Raw genomic sequence first — 17,092 nt, 5'->3', positions numbered from 1 at the left:
CGTCCATATGCCTCGGTGGAATCGGACAGGAATACCGCGGCACGGAATGCGCCACGGGCCGGCGCATTCTCGTCCTGCGGGGGAAACGCGTCAACCCGCGTCGTCGTCGCCGTAGAACTTCACGCCGATATGGATGCGGTCGCGGCCCTGGGCCCGGCGGTGCCGGTTGGTGTCGCGCAGGGAGTAGACGCAGCCGCAGTACTCCTGCTGGTAGAAGTTCTCGCGCTTGCTGATCTCGATCATGCGCTGGCTGCCGCCGCCCTTGCGCCAGTTGTAGTCCCAGTAGGCCAGGCCGTCGTAGGGTGCGGCGGCGCGGTGGCCGCAGTCGTTGATCTGCGCCATGTTCTTCCAGCGCGAGATGCCTAGCGAGCTGGTGATCACGGGGAAGCCGTGCTCATGGGCATACAGCGCCGTACGCTCGAAACGCATGTCGAAGCACATCGTGCAGCGGATGCCGCGCTCCGGTTCGTTCTCCATGCCCTTGGCGCGGGCGAACCAGTTGTCGGTGTCGTAGTCCGCATCGATGAAGGGCACCCCGTGCTTCTCGGCGAAGCGGATGTTTTCCTCCTTGCGCAGGAGGTACTCCTTCACCGGATGGATATTGGGGTTGTAGAAGAACACGGTGTAATCGATGCCGGATTCGAGGAAGGCCTCCATGACCTCCCCCGAACACGGCGCACAGCACGAGTGCATCAACAGCTTGTGGCCGCCGTTGGGCAGTTCCAGTTTTTCGCGTACGGCTGAACTCATTTCTCTCCGGACAACAGCTTGACCACGCTGGAAAAGTCCAGTTTACCATTGCCCGCCTTGCTGTTCATGGCGTAGAGATTGCGCGACAGCTCGCCCAGCGGAATGGAAGCGCCCACGCTCATCGCCGCTTCGGCGGCGAGGCCGAGGTCCTTCAGCATGAGGTCGTTGCCGAAGCCGCCCGTGTAGCCACGCGATGCCGGGGCGTTTTCCAGCACGCCCGGCCACGGGTTGCACACCTCGGTGGCCCAGCTGCGGCTGGTGCTCACGGCCATCATCTGCGAGAGCACCTTCGGGTCGAGGCCATGGGCCACGCCGAGGGCGATGGCCTCACCGGTGACGGCCATGATGGCGCCCAGCGCCATGTTGTTGCACAGCTTGGCCACCTGCCCGGCGCCACTGGCACCGACATGGAACAGGTTCTTGCCCATGGCCGACAGCACGGGCTTCGCGCGGTCGAACGAGGCATCGTCGCCACCGACGATGAAAGTGAGCGTGCCGGCGGCAGCACCGGCCGTGCCACCGGACACCGGCGCATCGATCATCGACAGGCCTCGCGCAGCCGCGGCCTCGGCCACCTTGCGGGCGCTGGCCGGGGCGATGGTGCTGCAATCGATCACGAGGGCGCCTGCCGGTATATGCGGCAGGATGCCCTGCTCGCCCAGGAACAGGCCCTCCACATGGCGGCTGGCCGGCAGCATCGTGATGACGACCTCCGCACCGGCGAGTGTGTCGACGGCATCCTTCGCGGCTACGGCCCCAGCCTCGACGGCATGGGCGACGGCGGCGGGCACCAGGTCGAAGACGCGGACAGAGTGACCGGCCCTGGCGAGGTTGGCGGCCATCGGGCCGCCCATGTTGCCCAGGCCGATGAAAGCGATATGGCTCATGCGAATGTCCTTTGGGTAACCGTGTCAGTCAGGTCGGCGAGCGGATGCGTGCCGTCGGCCCAGGGTGCCTTGAAGAAGCCCTCGCTCCAGCGAGCGTCGGCCTCTTTCTGTGTGGAGGGGTTCCAGTGCGGGCTGCGATCCTTGTCGATCAGCAGGGCGCGGATGCCCTCCTGGAAATCGCCATGGGCCGCGCAATGCAGCGACACGATGTATTCCATGCGAAAGACGTCGGCAAGCGGCATCAGGCGTGCACGCTGCTGGAGTTCGAAGGCCAGTCGTGCGGAGCCCGGCGAGCCGGCCGCCAATGTGTCACGTGCGGTCTTCAGCCAGGGATCATCGCTGGTGTCGGCGCGGATGGTTGCGACGATCGTGTCGAGATCATTCCCGGAACACAGCGTGGCGATGTGCCCGGCATGGCGCTGGAACGGACCCGGTTCACCTGCAACCGCGCGGCCGCCGAGCAGGTCGGCCAGCAGGGTCGCATTGACGGCCTCGTCGTCCTTCCATGCGGTGGACAGCAGTTCGGCATACACCGTATCCCTGTCGGCTTCGGCAAGCTGCCAGTCCGCCAGCTTCGCGGCGATGGCATCCGACGCGTTGAGCAGGGCACCGGTAAGACCGAGGAACAGGCCGCCATGATCCGGCAACCGGCTCAGCAGGCCGCTGCCGCCGACATCCGGATACAGGCCCACGGTGATCTCCGGGAACGCCAGCTTCGAGCGCTCGGTGACCACGCGATGGCTGGCGCCGGACATCAGCCCGATGCCACCACCCATGACGATGCCATGCCCCCAGCAGAGAACCGGCTTGGGATAGGTGTGGATGCGATGGTCGAGGCGATATTCCACCTCGAAGAACTGCGCGGCATAGGCATTGCTGCTGACGTCGCTGGCACCGCTTTCCCGGTAGTCGCGCATCGAGCGATACAGGCCATGCAGGTCGCCACCGGCACAGAAAGCTTTCTCGCCCGCGCCCTGCAACACCACCAGTGCAATGTCCTCATCCGCTGCCCACGCATCGAAGCGTTCGGTCAGCAGCAGGGCCATGTCCAGTGACAGGCCATTGAGCGTCTTCGGTGCATTGAGCGTGGCGATGCCGATGCGCTTGCCGTTGTTCGCCGTGCGTTCCTCGAAAAGAACCGGCGATTCGATGGCCCCGGGCGCGTTCATGCGTTCTTCCATACCGGAGCGCGCTTTTCGAGGAAGGCGGCTACGCCTTCGCGCTGGTCCTGGCTGTCGAACAGATCGACGAAGGCCTCGCGCTCGGCCACCAGCGACGCCACATGGGTCTGGCTGCGGGTGGACTGGATCAGGCGCTTGCTGGCCGCCACGCTGGTCGGGCTCTGTTTTTCGACCTGCTTGGCCCAGGCGATGGCCTTCGCCCTGCCCTCGCCCTTCGGCACCACCTCTTCGACCAGACCGATGCGCTGTGCGGTGGCAGCGTCGACACGCTCGCCGAGCAGCACCATGCGCTTGGCCCAGCCCTCACCGACCAGGCGTGCCAGGTTCTGCGTGCCACCGGCACACGGAAGCAGGCCGACGCTGGCCTCGGGCAATGCCATCTGCGCGTGTTCCTCTGCGATGCGCAGGTCGCAGGCGAGCGCGCATTCCAGGCCGCCGCCCATGGCGTAGCCGTTGATCGCGGCGATGCTCACGCCCCGGAACGCGGACAGCGTTTCGAAGGCTTCACCGAAGCGACGCGCCGCCTCGCGGGCGAGTGCCTTGTCGCCATCGGCGAACTGCTTGAGGTCGGCGCCGGCCGAGAAGAACTTCTCGCCGTCGCCCACGATGACCAGCGCGTACACGTCGCGCTGCGCATCGAGATCGCGCACCAGGTCGCGCAGGGCCGAAAGGCTGTCGCGTGTCCAGGTATGCGCCGGTGGGTTGTTGAGGGTGACGATCGCAGTATGACCGTCCACTTCCAGCTTCAGGCCGGTGTACGTCTTGCCGGCAAGGCTCATCGCAATTCCTCTTCCGTGTTCAGCAGGTGGCGCGCCACGATCACGCGCATGATTTCGTTGGTGCCTTCGAGGATCTGGTGCACGCGTGCGTCACGCAGCAGCCGCTCGACGGGGTATTCGCGGATGTAGCCGTAGCCGCCGTGGATCTGCAACCCGTCGTTGCAGATCGAGAAGCCGGCATCGGTGGCGAAGCGCTTGGCCATGGCGCACCAGACCGTGGCATCGCCACGACCGGCATCGAGCTTGCGCGCCGCCGTGTGCACCATCTGCCGTGCGGCCACGAGCTCGGTGGCCATGTCGGCCAGCTTGAACTGCAAGGCCTGGAAGTCGGCCAGCTTGCGGCCGAACTGGGTGCGTTCGCCCATGTAACGACGCGCCGCATCGAGCGCGCCCTGTGCGGCACCCAGCGAGCAAGCGGCAATGTTCAGGCGGCCGCCATCCAGGCCTTTCATGGCGATGCGGAAACCCTCGCCTTCCTCGCCCAGGCGATGATCGACAGGCACGCGTACGCCATCGAAGGTGACCGCGCGCGTGGGCTGGCTGTGCCAGCCGAGTTTTTCCTCGTTGCGGCCATAGCCCACGCCTTCGGCATTCGCCGGCACGGCGAACGCACTGATGCCACGCGCGCCTTCGCCACCCGTGCGGGCCATCACCACCAGCATGTCGGTGGCACCGGCACCGGAAATGAATGCCTTGGCGCCGTGGAGCACGTAGTGATCGCCATCGCGTTCGGCCCGCGTCTTCAGCGACGCGGCATCCGAACCCGCACCGGGTTCGGTCAGGCAATACGACGCCAGCTTGCCGCCACTGGCCAGCTCGCCGGCCCACTGCTCGCGGATGGCCGGTGTGCCGAAGGTGGCGAGCATCCAGCTCGCCATGTTGTGGATGCTGATATAGGCGGCAGTGGAAGGATCCACCGCCGCCAGTTCCTCGAACACGATGGTGGCGTCGTGGCGGGTGAGGCCCGAGCCACCGACGTCTTCGCCGATGTACAAGCCGCAGAAGCCGAGTTCGCCGGCCTTGCGGATCGCCTCGCGCGGGAACTCGCCTTCTGCATCCCAGTGGGCCGCGTACGGTGCCATCTCGGCCAGCGCGAAATCGCGCGCGGCCTCGCGGATGGCGGCCTGGGTTTCCGTCAGGTCGTGTGCCTGGATATCCATGGCAGCGTCCGTCACTTAAGGCTGATGGTGGTGTTCACGCCGACATGCAGGGTGTCGTCATCGAACCAGCGCTGGGTCACCGTCTTGGTCTGCGTGTAGAACATCACCACCTGCTTGCCGTAAGGGCCCAGGTCGCCGAGCTTCGACGCGCGCGAACCGGTGAACGAGAACAGCGGCACCGGCACCGGGATCGGCACGTTGATGCCCACCTGGCCCACGTCGATGTCTTCCTGGAAGCGACGGGCTGCGGCACCCGACTGGGTGAACACCGCCGTACCGTTGCCGTTGGGGTTGGCATTGACCATGTCGATGGCTTCGTCGAGCGATTCGGCGCCCAGGATCACCAGCACCGGGCCGAAGATTTCCTCGTCGTAGATGCGCATGCCCGGCTTCACGTTCGAGAAGATCGTGGGGCCGACGAAGTTGCCGTCCTCATAACCGGGCACGTTCGGCTTGCGGCCATCGAGATCCAGCGTGGCGCCCTGCTCCACGCCCGAGGCGATGAAGCCCTCGACACGTTCGCGCGCGGCGCAGGAAATCAGCGGACCGACGTCCGTGCCGGCTTCGTTGCCGGCATTGACGCGCAGCGTCTTCGCCTTGGCGACGAGGTCGGGAATCCACTCGCGCGCCTCACCCACGAGCACCGCGGTGGAAGCGGCCATGCAACGCTGGCCCGCGGCGCCGAACGCCGCGCCCACGAGTGCGTTGAGGGTCTGCTCGCGATTGGCATCGGGCAGCACCACGGCGTGGTTCTTCGCGCCCATCATGCACTGCACGCGCTTGCCGGCCAGCGAGGCGCGGTTGTACACGTGCGTGCCGACCCTGGTGGAGCCCACGAAGGATACAGCCTTGATGTCGTTGTGATCGCAGATGGCGTTCACCACTTCTTCGCCGCCGTGCACCACGTTGAGCACGCCCTTCGGGATGCCGGCCTCGATGGCCAGTTCCACGAGGCGCATGGTCACCATCGGGTCCTGCTCGGACGGCTTCAGCACGAAGGTGTTGCCGGTGGCAATGGCCATCGGGAACATCCACAGCGGAATCATCGCCGGGAAATTGAACGGCGTGATGCCCGCGCACACGCCCAGCGGTTGCAGCAGGGTGAAGGTATCGACGCCCGTGGCCACGTTATTGGCCAGTTCGCCCAGCTGGAGGTTGCCGATGGCGGCGGCATGCTCCACCACTTCCAGGCCACGGAAGACATCGCCCTCGGCGTCCGGCAGGGTCTTGCCCTGCTCCGCGCTCAGGATGGCGGCCAGCTCCGTCATGTTTTCACGGATGAGCTGCTGGTACTTCAGGAAAATGCGCGCGCGGGTGCCGATGGGCGTCTTGCGCCAGGTGCGGAAGGCGGTTTTCGCCGCCGCCACGGCGGCATCGACTTCGGCGGGCGTGGCGAACGGCACGCGGGCGAGGACCGCCTGGGTGGCCGGGTTGACCACGTCGCGCCATTGGGTGGTGGTGGATTCGACGAACTCGCCGTCGATCAGGAGTTTGACTGTCTTGACGCCAGTCGCCACGGTGTCCAGCTTGTTCATTGTGCAGCCTCCGAAACGCTTACCCGCGAAATGGGCGTGCGGAACGGACAAGACGATCGAGACAGCCGGAGCCATGACGGATCAGCTCGCCAGGTGCCTCCGCGACGCCCGGGAACCTGTGATCTTCCCAGTGTAGCGCCGCGCCCGTGACCCTCAAGCTGCACTGCGGTATCAATCCGGCGTCGCAGGCCGTGGCAGCGGGCGACATGACCGTGTGCGAGCGCACATACATCTGTGAAGAACGTGCCGCGGGCGCAGCGTGCCTCTACGGGATTCATCCCGTAGAATGCGCGACCACAGGGGGCGGGGCCGGGGTAAGTCCATGATGAGGGAACAGGAAGCATGCGCCGTTACCGGCGACGTGCTCATCGTCGAACGCGACCTTTCGGCCCAGGTGCGCCTGCGGCAGCTGCTGCGCCACGCCGGCTACGAGCCGTCCATCGTTCGCGTGGCCGACGGTCTCGCCGATGCACTGGCCGGCATTGCCTTTCGCGATGTCTCCGTGGTGCTGGTTGATGCGGGGCTGCCGCGTGGACAGGCCTGCGAGCTGATTACCTGGATGACCGCACAGCGACCCGATGCCATGACCATCGCCGTGGCGACCGGCGGTGACGATGACGACCTCGTGCGGGCCATGCGTGCCGGCGCACACGGCTGCCTGCTCAAGGAACGCGACGACGTGGAACTGGTGATGGCCCTGCGCAGCGTCAGGCGTGGGGGCGTGCCCATCGATCCATTCGTTGCGCGTCGCCTGTTGCGCGGCATGGATATTCCCGTCAGTGCCCGTGCGGACCCGGCGCCTGCGCAGGAATCAGCCACAGGACAGTCCCTGCTGTCATCGCGCGAGATCGACGTGCTGCGACTGGTCGCGCAGGGCTTCAGCAATCGCGAGATCGCCGGCCTGAGCGGCCTGTCGCACTTCACCGTCGAAGGCTATACGAAGACGATCTACCGCAAACTGGCGGTGCGCTCGCGCACCGCCGCCGTTTTCGAGGCCCGGTCCATGGGCCTGCTACCTCCCTGAGTATCAGCCGGCGGCAGGCTCCGGGGTCTCCGTGGGCTTCGGCGCCGGATGTATCTTGCGCAGCGGCACGTCGCGCAGCAGCCACGCCAGGCAGAATGCGGCGGCGAGTACGCAGGCGGCCACGTGGTAAACGGTGTGCAGCGACGAGCCGAAGGCGTGGATATACGCCTCGTGTGCTGCGGGCGGCAGCTTGCGCAAGGCTTCCGGGCCAAGGCCGTGGGTCGATACCGGCATGGGCAGCGCCAGTTCGGCCACGCGCGATTGCAGGCCATGGGTGAAGATAGCCCCGAACACCGACACGCCGATCGAGCCGCCGATGGAGCGGAACATGGTTACGCCGGAGGTCGCCACGCCCAGCAGCTTCATGTCGACGCTGTTCTGCGTAGCGAGGATCAGCACCTGCAGCACCATGCCAAGTCCTGCGCCCAATAGCGCGGAATATCCGTAGAGGATTTCCAACGGCATGTCCTCGCGGAACGTTCCCATCAAAACCAGGGCCACGGTGGACAGGAAGGTGCCCACGATGGGGAACATGCGATAACGCCCGATGCGGCTGATGAGGCGCCCGCAGATGATGGACGTTACCAGCAGGCCACCCATGAGCGGCAGCAGCTGCATGCCCGCGGCGGTGGGCGACACGCCCTTCACCACCTGCAGGTACAGCGGCAGGAACGTGGTGGAACCGAATAGCGCGGCACCCACGAAAAGACCGATGAGGCAGCTCAGCAAGAAGGTGCGGTGACGGAACAGGTGCAGCGGGATGATCGGCTCCTCCGCCATACGCTCTTCGTAGATGAAGCCCACCACGCCGATCACGGCGAACGCGAGGATGAACCACAGTTCCGCCGAGGACCAGGGCAGCACGTTGCCACCCTCGGTGGTGAACATGACGAGGCTCCCCAGCGCGAGGGTCAGCCAGGCGGCACCCCAGTAGTCGATACGGTGCTTCACGTGCCGCGCGTGCGGATGGAACGCCACCGCGATTACCAGCAGCGCGAGCACGCCCAGCGGCAGGTTCACGTAGAAGATCCAGCGCCAGGAAAGGTGATCGACCATGAAGCCACCGATCAGGGGGCCGATGACCGTGGCCAGGCCGTAGACACCGCCGAACAGCCCCTGGAAGCGGCCGCGCTCCGCAGGCGGGATCACGTCACCGATGGCCGCCATGGTGATCACCAGCAGGCCGCCGCCACCCAGCCCCTGCAAGGCTCGCATGAGCACCAGCTGGGTCATGTCCTGGGCCAGTCCGCAAAGCACCGAGCCGGCCAGGAAGATGCCGATGGCGACCTGGAGCACCACCTTGCGCCCGTAGAGGTCGCCGAACTTGCCGTACAGCGGCACCACCACCGTCGAGGTCAGCAGGTAGGCCGTGACCACCCACGACAGGCGGTCGAAGCCGCCCAGGTCGCCGACGATGGTAGGCAGGGCCGTTGAGACGATGGTCTGGTCGAGCGCCGCCAGCAGCATGACCAGCATGAGCGCGGGGAATAACACGCGGAGCGAGGGCGTCGAGGTCGCGGACACGGGAGTACCGATAATTAATTAAGTGGTTAGTTAATATATGGGCCGATCGTGGCCATCGTCAATGGGAGGCCTCTCGTGGTATCCATCCCCCTGTTAAGTTCCGACGGAGACCCTGTGGTCAGTACGACTCCCCGCCGCGGGCGCCGCCCCGGCCGCCCCCCGGCCCAACCCGATGGCCCGGACCAGCGCGAACGCCTGGTCAACCTCGCCCTGGAGCTCTATGGCCGCAAGGGTTACGAGGCCACCACGCTGGCGGCCATCGCCCGCGAAGCCGGCATGACACCGGCTGCCGTGCACTACTACTTCAAGACCCGCGAGCAGCTGTTCGACATCGTCTTCGACGAGTACATCGCGCCGATGCGCCAGAGCATCGACGAGGTCTTCCAGACCAATGCCAACGACCCGGCCCTCGCCTTCACCCGGCTGGCCGAGCGTTTCGTGGAGCTGGCGGCGGAGAAGCCCTGGATCGGCCCGGTGTTCTTCGGCGACCTGCTGAGCGAAAACGACATGTTCAAGAAGCACATGAAGCAGCGCATGGACAGCAGCCGGCATGCCCGCCTGCTCGGCCACATCCAGGCATGGCAGGCCGAAGGCAAACTCAACGCAGGCCTCGACCCCACGCTGATCATGACCAGCATCCTGAGCCTCACGATTCTTCCGATGACCGCGATGCGCCGCTGGAAGGACGACCCGCTACGCCAGCACATAACCCCCGAGGACATCACCCGGCATGCGGTGGCGCTGCTGGGGCATGGCCTGGCCCCATGACACGACGCTCCCTGTAGGAGCGCGCCTCGCGCGCGACAAGCCAACAAAGCCCCGAAGCCGTATCATCACCGGCTACGCAGGTCGCGCGCGAAGCGCGCTCCTACACTATGGAATCGCTCATGTCTTTCTCCCTGGTCATCTTCGACCTCGACGGCACGCTCGTGGACAGCGCGGCCGATATCGCCGAATCGGTCAACCGCACCCTGCACGACTGGAAACTGCCTACCTACGATGTAGCGCAGATCACGGGCTGGGTCGGCGAGGGTTCGCGCAAGCTCATCACCTATGCGTTCCGTCATGCCGGCAGTGATGCCGATATCGACGATGTGATGCCGGGGTTTCTCAAGCATTACGGGGATACCGCGCTGGATGGCATCGCCTACGATGGCGTGGTGGATACGCTCAGAGCGCTGCATGCGCGGGGCGTGAAGCTGGCGGTGTGCACGAACAAGAACGAGGAATTCGTGCGGCCGTTGCTCGAGGTACGCGGCATGCTGCCGTATATCGACGGCATCGTGGGCGGGAATTCGCTGCCGGAGCGCAAGCCCAGCGGGGTGCCGTTGAAGCATCTGGCTGACAAAGCCGGGGTGCCACTTGACCAGGTGCTGATGGTGGGCGATTCGGAGAGCGACCTGCTGGCCGCGAACGATGCCGGTGTGCCGGTGGTGCTGGTCAGCTATGGGTATCGGAAGGATCTCGATATCTACGGCGTTGGGGCGTTGGCGGTGATCGATCACATGCCGCAGCTTCTTGATGTCGTAAGCGCGCACCCCCTGGGCGCCGGTTGATTCGCAGCGTTCCGCTGATACCGGTCGCGCGCAAGGCGCGCTCCTACAACGACACCCCACACCTGTAGGAGCGCGCCTGCGCGCGACCGGCGATGCGAGCCGCCCACAACGACACCACGCACCTGTAGGAGCGCGCCTTGCGCGCGACCGGAGCTGCAGGGCATCCACACAAACTCACCGCGCACCAATCGCCGCAGCGATCAACCCCACATCATCCTCGATGCCATACGACGGCGGCGCCGAATAACCGAAGCGCACCACCACCAGCTTCGCCGACGGCACGATGTAGATACGCTGGCCCATGGTTCCGCTGGCGAAGAATCCATCCTTCGGAAAACCGCCTTCCACACGCAACTTCGCCACATCGCTGGGCCCGTCGTTTGTCCAGAACCCCGCGCCATACGGCGCCCCCAGCGTCGAACGCCGCGACCACGCCACCCAGCCCTCCGGCAATAACCGTGTCCCATCCGGCGCCACGCCATCATCCATGTAAAGCTGCCCCAGCCGTGCGTAATCACGCGCCGAGGCATACACATAAGTCGACCCGGCAAACGTCCCCTGCCCGTCGAATTCCATGGTCACATCCCCCATGCCCAGCCGGTCGAACAGTTCTCGCCGCGCAAAGGCACGCAACCCCGCCGGACCACCGCCAACGCGCTCACCCACCATCCGATCCAGCAGCAACGTATCGGCCGAGGTGTAATCGAAATGCGTACCCGGCGCCTCCCTCGCTGGCTGGGCAGCTGCAAACCCCGCCATGTCCCCATGCAGGAATTCCATCTTCGCCACCGCACTGAACGGCGACTCCGCTTCCTCCGCGTCCAGGCCGCTGCTCATGCGCATCAGGTTTTCCACCGTGATCCTTGCGCGTGGATCGCCGGGTGCCTGCCACTCGGGCGCACCCAGCGGTGCCGTCACATCCACATTGCCGCGCATCGCCAGCATGCCGATGAAGGCATTGGTGAACGATTTCGCCACCGAGAAACTGAGCAGCGGCGAGTGTTCGTCGAATCCCTGCGCATAGCGCTCGGCAATCACCTGCCCGTCCCGGATCACCACGACCGCTTTCACATTCTTGACCGGCTCGTCCGCTCGCTCGGTGAACACCCGATCGATCGCTGCTGCGATATGCGAATCCTTTGCCACGACGAGTCCATCCGGCGAAAAACCATCCTTGCGTGCCAGGTGGCGCGCTCCGTCGGCCACCAGCGGACGATTCCCCGGCAGGTCCAGCCGGCAGCCATACCCCGGCGTGTAGTCGGCAGCGGCAAGCATGCCGAATGGACCATCCACCTCCACGCGCTGCCGGTCGCGCAATACCCGTGGCGTGAGAAAGGCGGCGCCTGACTGGCCGATCATCGGCGTGACCAGCTCGCGAAACGTCGGCCCGGCCTCCTGTCCGCCAATGAAGACCATCGAACAGATGTGATGGGCGGCAAGCCCCGCCCCGACGCGCAGGGCCTGGTCGGGGCGAATCACCGCCCAGGCGCTACCGACGACGATGGCGGCAACAGCCGCGGCAATAACGGTTTTCCTGGCCATGCGGGTCTCTCCGTTGGGATGGACGGAGTCTGCGCCGCCCCTTGGGGCGAATTCGGGCGTCCGGGGACGAAACGGGCGTCGTCAGGGACGAAAGCCCTCAGGGCCTCAGGCCGATCCCGGGTGGCAGGTCGTCGAGATAGCGACGGGTCCAGGTGACGCGGGCACCGTCCGCCAGCAACAGGCGCTGCTCGCCATCGGGCCAGGGCTGCACCTCGCGGATGGCATCGAAGCGCACGATGGTGGACCGGTTCACCCGGGCGAACTGCGAGGGATGCAGGCGGCCGAGCATGGTGTCCAGGGTGCCCCGCAAACGGTGTGCGTTCCCGTCGACGAACACCTGGAGGTAATTGCGGTCGGCCACGATGCGGTCGATGCGCTCTACCCGCACCAGTTCCGTTGCCTCACCGCTGGGCAACAGCAGGCGCTCAAGGTAATGCGTGGTAGCCGGCAAGCCATCCAGCAGGCCATCCAGCTTCGCGGCCAGCGAAGGCGCCACGCGTCCCACGAGCCGCCTTGCCAGGCGCTCGAAACGTTCCGGCCCCACGGGTTTCAGCAGGTAATCGAAGGCATGCACTTCAAACGCACGGACCGCCTGGTCGTCATGCGCCGTGACGAAGACGATCTCGGCGGGCAATGGATCACCCAGTGCCTGGAGCACGGCGAAACCGTCCATGCCAGGCATGCTGATATCCAGAAAGACCACGTCCGGCCGCTCCCGCCGGACCAGTGCCACGGCCTCGGGACCATTGGCCGCCTCGCCCACCCACAGCAGGCCCGTGCTTTCGCCGAGGTAGCGACGCAGCTTCGCACGTGCCGGCGCCTCGTCGTCCACCACCACGGCCCGCAGGCTCATGCCAGCTCCCAGCGTCGTGCGGGCAGCCACAGGGTGACGAGGCTGCCGCCATCGGGCACCGGGTCCAGCCGCACGCCAGCATCGTCGCCATACAAGTGACGCAGCCGTGCGTCCACGTTGCGCAGGCCGATGCCATGCCCTGCCCTTGCCTCGCCACCACCCGCGTCGCGTATGCGCACCATGACCCGACCCGATTCGCGCGTGGCATCGATGCGCACGCGACGATCGTCACCCGCACCGCCATGCTCGATGGCGTTTTCCACCAGCGGTTGCAGGATCAGGAACGGCACGCGCAGATCGTCCAGCGCATGATCGGCTTGCACGATGGCGTCCAGTCCCTCGCCGAAACGGGCGCGCTGGATATCCAGGTATAGCGAAAGCAGCCGCCATTCGTCGGCCAGCCTGTGTTCCTGGGTGGTGGCCGCGAGTGTCGAGCGCAACAGTTCGCCGATGCGCGAGAGCATCTCGTCCGCAACGCGCGGCCGGTCGTACAGCAATTCGGAAACGGCGTTGAGTGCGTTGAACAGAAAGTGGGGATTCAATTGCAGGCGCAGCGCTTCGAGCCGTGCTTCCGACAGCGCCGATTCAAGCTGGGCCGCACGCAGCTCGCGCGCCTTGCCCTCGCGATAGCGATCGAAAAGCCATAGCCCGATCGCAATCATCACGTAGAAGAACAGCTGGGTCGGCACTTCCATGAGATAGCGCCACACCGTGGGCGGATACGCATAGCCCGGTAGCCGCGCGATACCGAAGACAACCCATCGCAGGCCGATCATGAGACTGGTCTGTGCCACGGACAACGCAGCAAAAAGTCCCAGGTGCGCGTACCAGGTGGGCGGCATGCGTCGCAGTGCGATGAAAAGCACGGGCAGGAACGCGCCGAAGCTCAGTGAGCCGGTCAGTTCCTCGATCAGCTTGGGTACGAAAAGCGTGGCGTGGTCGTTCGCCACGTCGATCAGGTAGCGGTTGATGGCCCGCAGCACGCCAATGGCGACCAGCACGGCCGGCCACAGCCACGTCGCATGCCTTCGCATCCACGATGGGCGCATGGCGCCCCCGTCTGTCCCTGTCCGCATCGATGTCCCTCCCCAGGGCCCCCGCCCTGCTGGTCCCCCGGCAAGCGGGGCCGGCTCTTATACCAGAGCCGGCCCCTGCCGTCAGGCCTGGCGCTGCGGCAGCACCCAGTCCGGGCGCGGGAAATGGCAGGTGTAACCGTTCGGGTATTTCTCCAGGTAATCCTGGTGCTCGGGCTCCGCCTCCCAGAACGGCCCGGCCGGAGCCAGCTCGGTCACGACCTTGCCCGGCCACAGGCCCGAGGCATCCACGTCGGCGATGGTGTCTTCCGCCACGGCCTTCTGCTCGTCATCGAGGTAGAAGATCGCCGAGCGATAGCTCGCCCCGAGATCGTTGCCCTGGCGGTTGCGGGTGGACGGATCATGAATCTGGAAGAAGAATTCCAGCAGCTTCCGGTAGCTGGTTTTCGCCGGATCGAATTCGATCTCGATGCCTTCCGCATGGGTGCCATGGTGGCGGTAGGTCGCGTTCGGCACGTCGCCGCCCGTGTAGCCCACACGCGTGGCAATCACGCCCGGCAGCTTGCGGATCAGGTCCTGCATGCCCCAGAAGCAACCGCCGGCAAGAATGGCCTTCGCGCTCATGCCGCACCTCCGAAGAGCTTCGCGTAGTCGCCGTAGCCTTCCTTTTCCAGCTCGGCCACGGGAATGAAGCGCAGCGAGGCCGAGTTGATGCAGTAACGCAGGCCGCCGCGATCACGCGGACCGTCCGGGAAGACGTGACCCAGGTGGCTGTCGCCATGCGTGGAGCGCACCTCGGTGCGGATCATGCCGTGGGTGCTGTCGCGCAGCTCCTGCACGTTGGCATCGTCCAGCGGACGCGTGAAGCTGGGCCAGCCGCAGCCGCTGTCGAACTTTTCCAGCGACGTGAACAGCGGCTCGCCGGAAACCACGTCGACATAGAGGCCCACCGCCTTGCTGTCATGGAATTCGTTGTGGAACGGCCGCTCGGTACCGCTCTGCTGGGTCACCCGGAACTGCTCGGGTGTAAGCCGGGCCAGGGCTTCGGGTGTCTTGGCGTATTTCGACATGGGGCATCTCCGTGAACTGCGACCTCCCGATAATGCGGGTGTCGGCGCGGGATGCAATGGGTGGTCAGGCCAGGCGCAGCTGGATGCGGAAGCGCGCGCCGCCGCCCGGCGCATCCGTCACCCGCACTTCGCCCCCGTGGCGGGCGACGATCTCGCTCACCAGGTGCAGCCCGAGGCCGGTACCCACACTGCTGGGGCGTACCCGGTAGAACGGCGTGAAGACCTGCGCGCGTTGCTCCAGGGGAATGCCCGGCCCCTGGTCGGCAATCTCGAAGGCGCCGTCCGGGGTGACCTGAACATGTATCAGGCCCTTGCCACCCGCGTGCACGATGGCGTTCTGGATGAGGTTGGTCAGTGCGCGGCTCAGTGACTGGCTGTCGCCCAGGATCACCACCGGTCGCTCCGGGGCATCCATGGCCAGCTCGTAGCCGGCGTCGATCACCAGCGGCGCGATGTCGGCACTCACGCCGCGCGCCAGGCTGACCAGGTCCGTCGGCAGCAGTTCGGTCTCGTGTTTGCCCAGGCGCTGGAGGTCGAGCAACTGCTCGGCCAGGTTGGACAGACGGCCCAGGTCGGTCAGCAGGCGGGTCCGCGTTTCGCCCTGCGGCAGGCTCTCCAGCCGGGTTTCGAGGATGGCGATGGGCGCACGTAGTTCGTGCGCGGCGTCCGCGAGGAAACGGTCGCGGGCTTCATAGCCTTCGCCCAGGCGTTCCAGCGTGGCGTTGAACGTGCGCACCAGAGGCTGCAACTCGCCCGGGACCGCGCCATCTTCCAGTCGCGCACCGCGCTGGTCGATGTCGATGGCTTCGGCCTGCTCGGCCACCTTGCCTACGCCTGCCATGGAGCGATGGATGATCCAGGGCACGGCAATCAGGGTCACCAGCACCAGTGGCAGGCCGATGCGCCAGCTGAGCCAGAAGGCCACCTTTACGAAAAGCATGCCCACGCCCAGCAACGGACCGCCACCAACGATCAGGCGCAGGCGCCCGTCCGGCGAGTCTTCCGTATAGATGCGCATGGTCAGTTCGAGGGGACGGTTGTTCGCATGCACCTCGGAGGCTTCGAGCAGGCGCAGCGACGCGGCCAGGGGGCGATATACCTCGGGCACCGTGCCATGGGTGATGACGTGGCCGCGGTCGTCGACCGCGTGGAACCATAGCGTGGGGGCCTCGTCGAGGTAGTCCTGCATGGCGGACGTGGGATGGAACACCAGTTGTCCGTCTTCCACGTCGAGCGACCTGGCGACGGTACGCGCCACATCTTCGTCGATGAACGATGTACGTGGCTGGCTGATGCTCCACACGATGGCGGCGATGGTCGCGATCAGGATCACCACCTGCAGCACCACCAGCCGCCACGCAAGCTGCGTGGTCAGCGAGCGGCTACGCGCGGCCATGGACCGTCTCGCGCAGGATGTAGCCGATGCCGCGGATCGCATGGATTTCCACGCCTGCATCGGATTCGGTCAGTGCGCGCCGCAGCTTGGAAACGTGCGCATCGAACGCGTTGGACTGGATCGCGTCATCGAATCCATAGACCGCATCCAGCAGCACTTCGCGCTGCACCGTGCGACCCAGGCGATAGGCCAGGGCTTCCAGCAACAGCAGCTGGCGACGCGGAAGTCGCAGCGGCGTGCCGTCCACCAGCGCCTCGCGCGACGAGAAATCGAAGCGCAGCCGACCCGCATTCACCGTCGGCAGCACCACTTTCGCCGGACGACGTGAAATGGCGCGGATGCGTGCCAGCAGCTCTTCGAGGGCGAAGGGCTTCACGAGGTAGTCGTCTGCGCCCTGGTCGAGTCCTTCGATGCGCTCGGCGAGCGAACCGCGCGCCGTCAGCATGATGACCGGCAGGTCGGACTGGCCGGCGCGTGCCTTCGCCACGAGCGTGGCACCGTCGCCATCGGGCAGCTGCCGGTCGAGCAACAGCAGATCGTGCACCTTGCTTTGCAGTGCCTCGCTCGCGCTGGCGATGTCGGAGGCGACGTCCACGAGCATGCCGTGCCGGTGCAATCCGGATTGCAAGGCCGCGGCCATCTCCGGTTCGTCTTCCACCAACAGTATCCGCATGCACTCGTCCTCGACAGTCGGCCGGGATGCTAGCACGCGAAAATCGGCCACCGGCCGACGCAATGTTGAGGCAATGTGACATCGCCATGATCGGCGGCGATGTCGCCGTCCCCCATGGAGTTCCCCCC

The 17,092-nt window shown here is 65.9% G+C and carries 17 protein-coding genes; 3 read left to right on the top strand and 14 right to left on the bottom strand.

Annotated features, from left to right (window positions below):
• Window positions 1-90 precede the first annotated feature (90 nt).
• The 6 genes from KR767_RS16280 to KR767_RS16255 are packed head-to-tail and all read right to left on the bottom strand — an operon-like array spanning window position 91 to window position 6,292.
• Window positions 91-750 carry an epoxyqueuosine reductase QueH gene (locus KR767_RS16280; protein ID WP_166946470.1) on the bottom strand — a complete coding sequence of 220 codons (660 nt, stop codon included), beginning with the start codon at window positions 748-750 and terminating at the stop codon, window positions 91-93.
• Complete coding sequence (gene mmsB / locus KR767_RS16275) at window positions 747-1,637, bottom strand: 3-hydroxyisobutyrate dehydrogenase (RefSeq protein ID WP_250877016.1); 891 nt, start codon at window positions 1,635-1,637, stop codon at window positions 747-749. The genes KR767_RS16280 and mmsB overlap by 4 nt, the downstream gene beginning before the upstream one ends.
• Window positions 1,634-2,806, bottom strand: a complete 1,173-nt coding sequence (locus KR767_RS16270) for an enoyl-CoA hydratase/isomerase family protein (protein WP_250877015.1) — start codon at window positions 2,804-2,806, stop codon at window positions 1,634-1,636. The genes mmsB and KR767_RS16270 overlap by 4 nt, the downstream gene beginning before the upstream one ends.
• On the bottom strand, window positions 2,803-3,597 hold the full coding sequence (locus tag KR767_RS16265) for an enoyl-CoA hydratase (RefSeq protein WP_166946467.1): 795 nt from the start codon (window positions 3,595-3,597) through the stop codon (window positions 2,803-2,805). Before KR767_RS16265 ends, KR767_RS16270 begins: the two co-directional genes overlap by 4 nt.
• On the bottom strand, window positions 3,594-4,757 hold the full coding sequence (locus tag KR767_RS16260; RefSeq protein WP_250877014.1) for an acyl-CoA dehydrogenase family protein: 1,164 nt from the start codon (window positions 4,755-4,757) through the stop codon (window positions 3,594-3,596). Before KR767_RS16260 ends, KR767_RS16265 begins: the two co-directional genes overlap by 4 nt.
• Window positions 4,758-4,768: 11 nt before the next feature.
• On the bottom strand, window positions 4,769-6,292 hold the full coding sequence (locus KR767_RS16255; RefSeq protein WP_166946465.1) for a CoA-acylating methylmalonate-semialdehyde dehydrogenase: 1,524 nt from the start codon (window positions 6,290-6,292) through the stop codon (window positions 4,769-4,771).
• Between the two features lie 322 nt (window positions 6,293-6,614).
• Between KR767_RS16255 and KR767_RS16250 the strand changes: the two genes are divergently transcribed.
• Window positions 6,615-7,316 (top strand): response regulator transcription factor, encoded by a 702-nt coding sequence (locus KR767_RS16250; protein WP_250877013.1) that lies wholly within the window; start codon window positions 6,615-6,617, stop codon window positions 7,314-7,316.
• Window positions 7,317-7,319: 3 nt separating this feature from the next.
• On the opposite strand, the gene KR767_RS16245 is transcribed toward KR767_RS16250, so the two are convergent.
• On the bottom strand, window positions 7,320-8,840 hold the full coding sequence (locus KR767_RS16245) for an MDR family MFS transporter (RefSeq protein ID WP_208392391.1): 1,521 nt from the start codon (window positions 8,838-8,840) through the stop codon (window positions 7,320-7,322).
• Window positions 8,841-8,954: 114 nt separating this feature from the next.
• Between KR767_RS16245 and KR767_RS16240 the strand changes: the two genes are divergently transcribed.
• The gene (locus KR767_RS16240; protein ID WP_166946458.1) at window positions 8,955-9,608 is read left to right on the top strand and encodes a TetR/AcrR family transcriptional regulator; all 654 of its coding nucleotides are present in this window, start codon (window positions 8,955-8,957) and stop codon (window positions 9,606-9,608) included.
• A gap of 119 nt (window positions 9,609-9,727) precedes the next feature.
• Window positions 9,728-10,396: a phosphoglycolate phosphatase gene (gene gph / locus KR767_RS16235; RefSeq protein WP_250877012.1), complete on the top strand. Its 669-nt coding sequence runs from the start codon at window positions 9,728-9,730 to the stop codon at window positions 10,394-10,396.
• Between the two features lie 174 nt (window positions 10,397-10,570).
• Here the strand turns inward: gph and KR767_RS16230 are convergent, their stop codons facing one another.
• The 7 genes from KR767_RS16230 to KR767_RS16200 all read right to left on the bottom strand — a co-directional run bounded on the left by KR767_RS16230 (window position 10,571) and on the right by KR767_RS16200 (window position 16,964).
• Complete coding sequence (locus KR767_RS16230) at window positions 10,571-11,938, bottom strand: serine hydrolase domain-containing protein (protein ID WP_250877011.1); 1,368 nt, start codon at window positions 11,936-11,938, stop codon at window positions 10,571-10,573.
• Window positions 11,939-12,035: 97 nt separating this feature from the next.
• Window positions 12,036-12,791, bottom strand: a complete 756-nt coding sequence (locus KR767_RS16225; protein WP_250877010.1) for a LytR/AlgR family response regulator transcription factor — start codon at window positions 12,789-12,791, stop codon at window positions 12,036-12,038.
• Window positions 12,788-13,840, bottom strand: a complete 1,053-nt coding sequence (locus KR767_RS16220) for a sensor histidine kinase (RefSeq protein WP_250877009.1) — start codon at window positions 13,838-13,840, stop codon at window positions 12,788-12,790. The genes KR767_RS16225 and KR767_RS16220 overlap by 4 nt, the downstream gene beginning before the upstream one ends.
• 108 nt (window positions 13,841-13,948) lie before the next feature.
• The gene (gene msrA, locus KR767_RS16215) at window positions 13,949-14,449 is read right to left on the bottom strand and encodes a peptide-methionine (S)-S-oxide reductase MsrA (RefSeq protein ID WP_166948001.1); all 501 of its coding nucleotides are present in this window, start codon (window positions 14,447-14,449) and stop codon (window positions 13,949-13,951) included.
• A complete protein-coding gene (msrB, locus tag KR767_RS16210; RefSeq protein ID WP_250877008.1) occupies window positions 14,446-14,895 on the bottom strand; it encodes a peptide-methionine (R)-S-oxide reductase MsrB in 450 nt (149 codons plus the stop codon). Before msrB ends, msrA begins: the two co-directional genes overlap by 4 nt.
• Window positions 14,896-14,959: 64 nt before the next feature.
• Entirely contained in the window at window positions 14,960-16,291 is a 1,332-nt protein-coding gene (locus tag KR767_RS16205) for a sensor histidine kinase (protein ID WP_166948003.1), read from the bottom strand.
• Complete coding sequence (locus KR767_RS16200; protein ID WP_166948004.1) at window positions 16,278-16,964, bottom strand: response regulator transcription factor; 687 nt, start codon at window positions 16,962-16,964, stop codon at window positions 16,278-16,280. The genes KR767_RS16205 and KR767_RS16200 overlap by 14 nt, the downstream gene beginning before the upstream one ends.
• Window positions 16,965-17,092 lie beyond the last annotated feature (128 nt).

Origin of the sequence: Luteibacter anthropi (assembly GCF_023699965.1) — a bacterium.
GTDB lineage: Bacteria > Pseudomonadota > Gammaproteobacteria > Xanthomonadales > Rhodanobacteraceae > Luteibacter > Luteibacter anthropi.
This window is presented reverse-complemented; position numbering and strand designations above follow the sequence as displayed.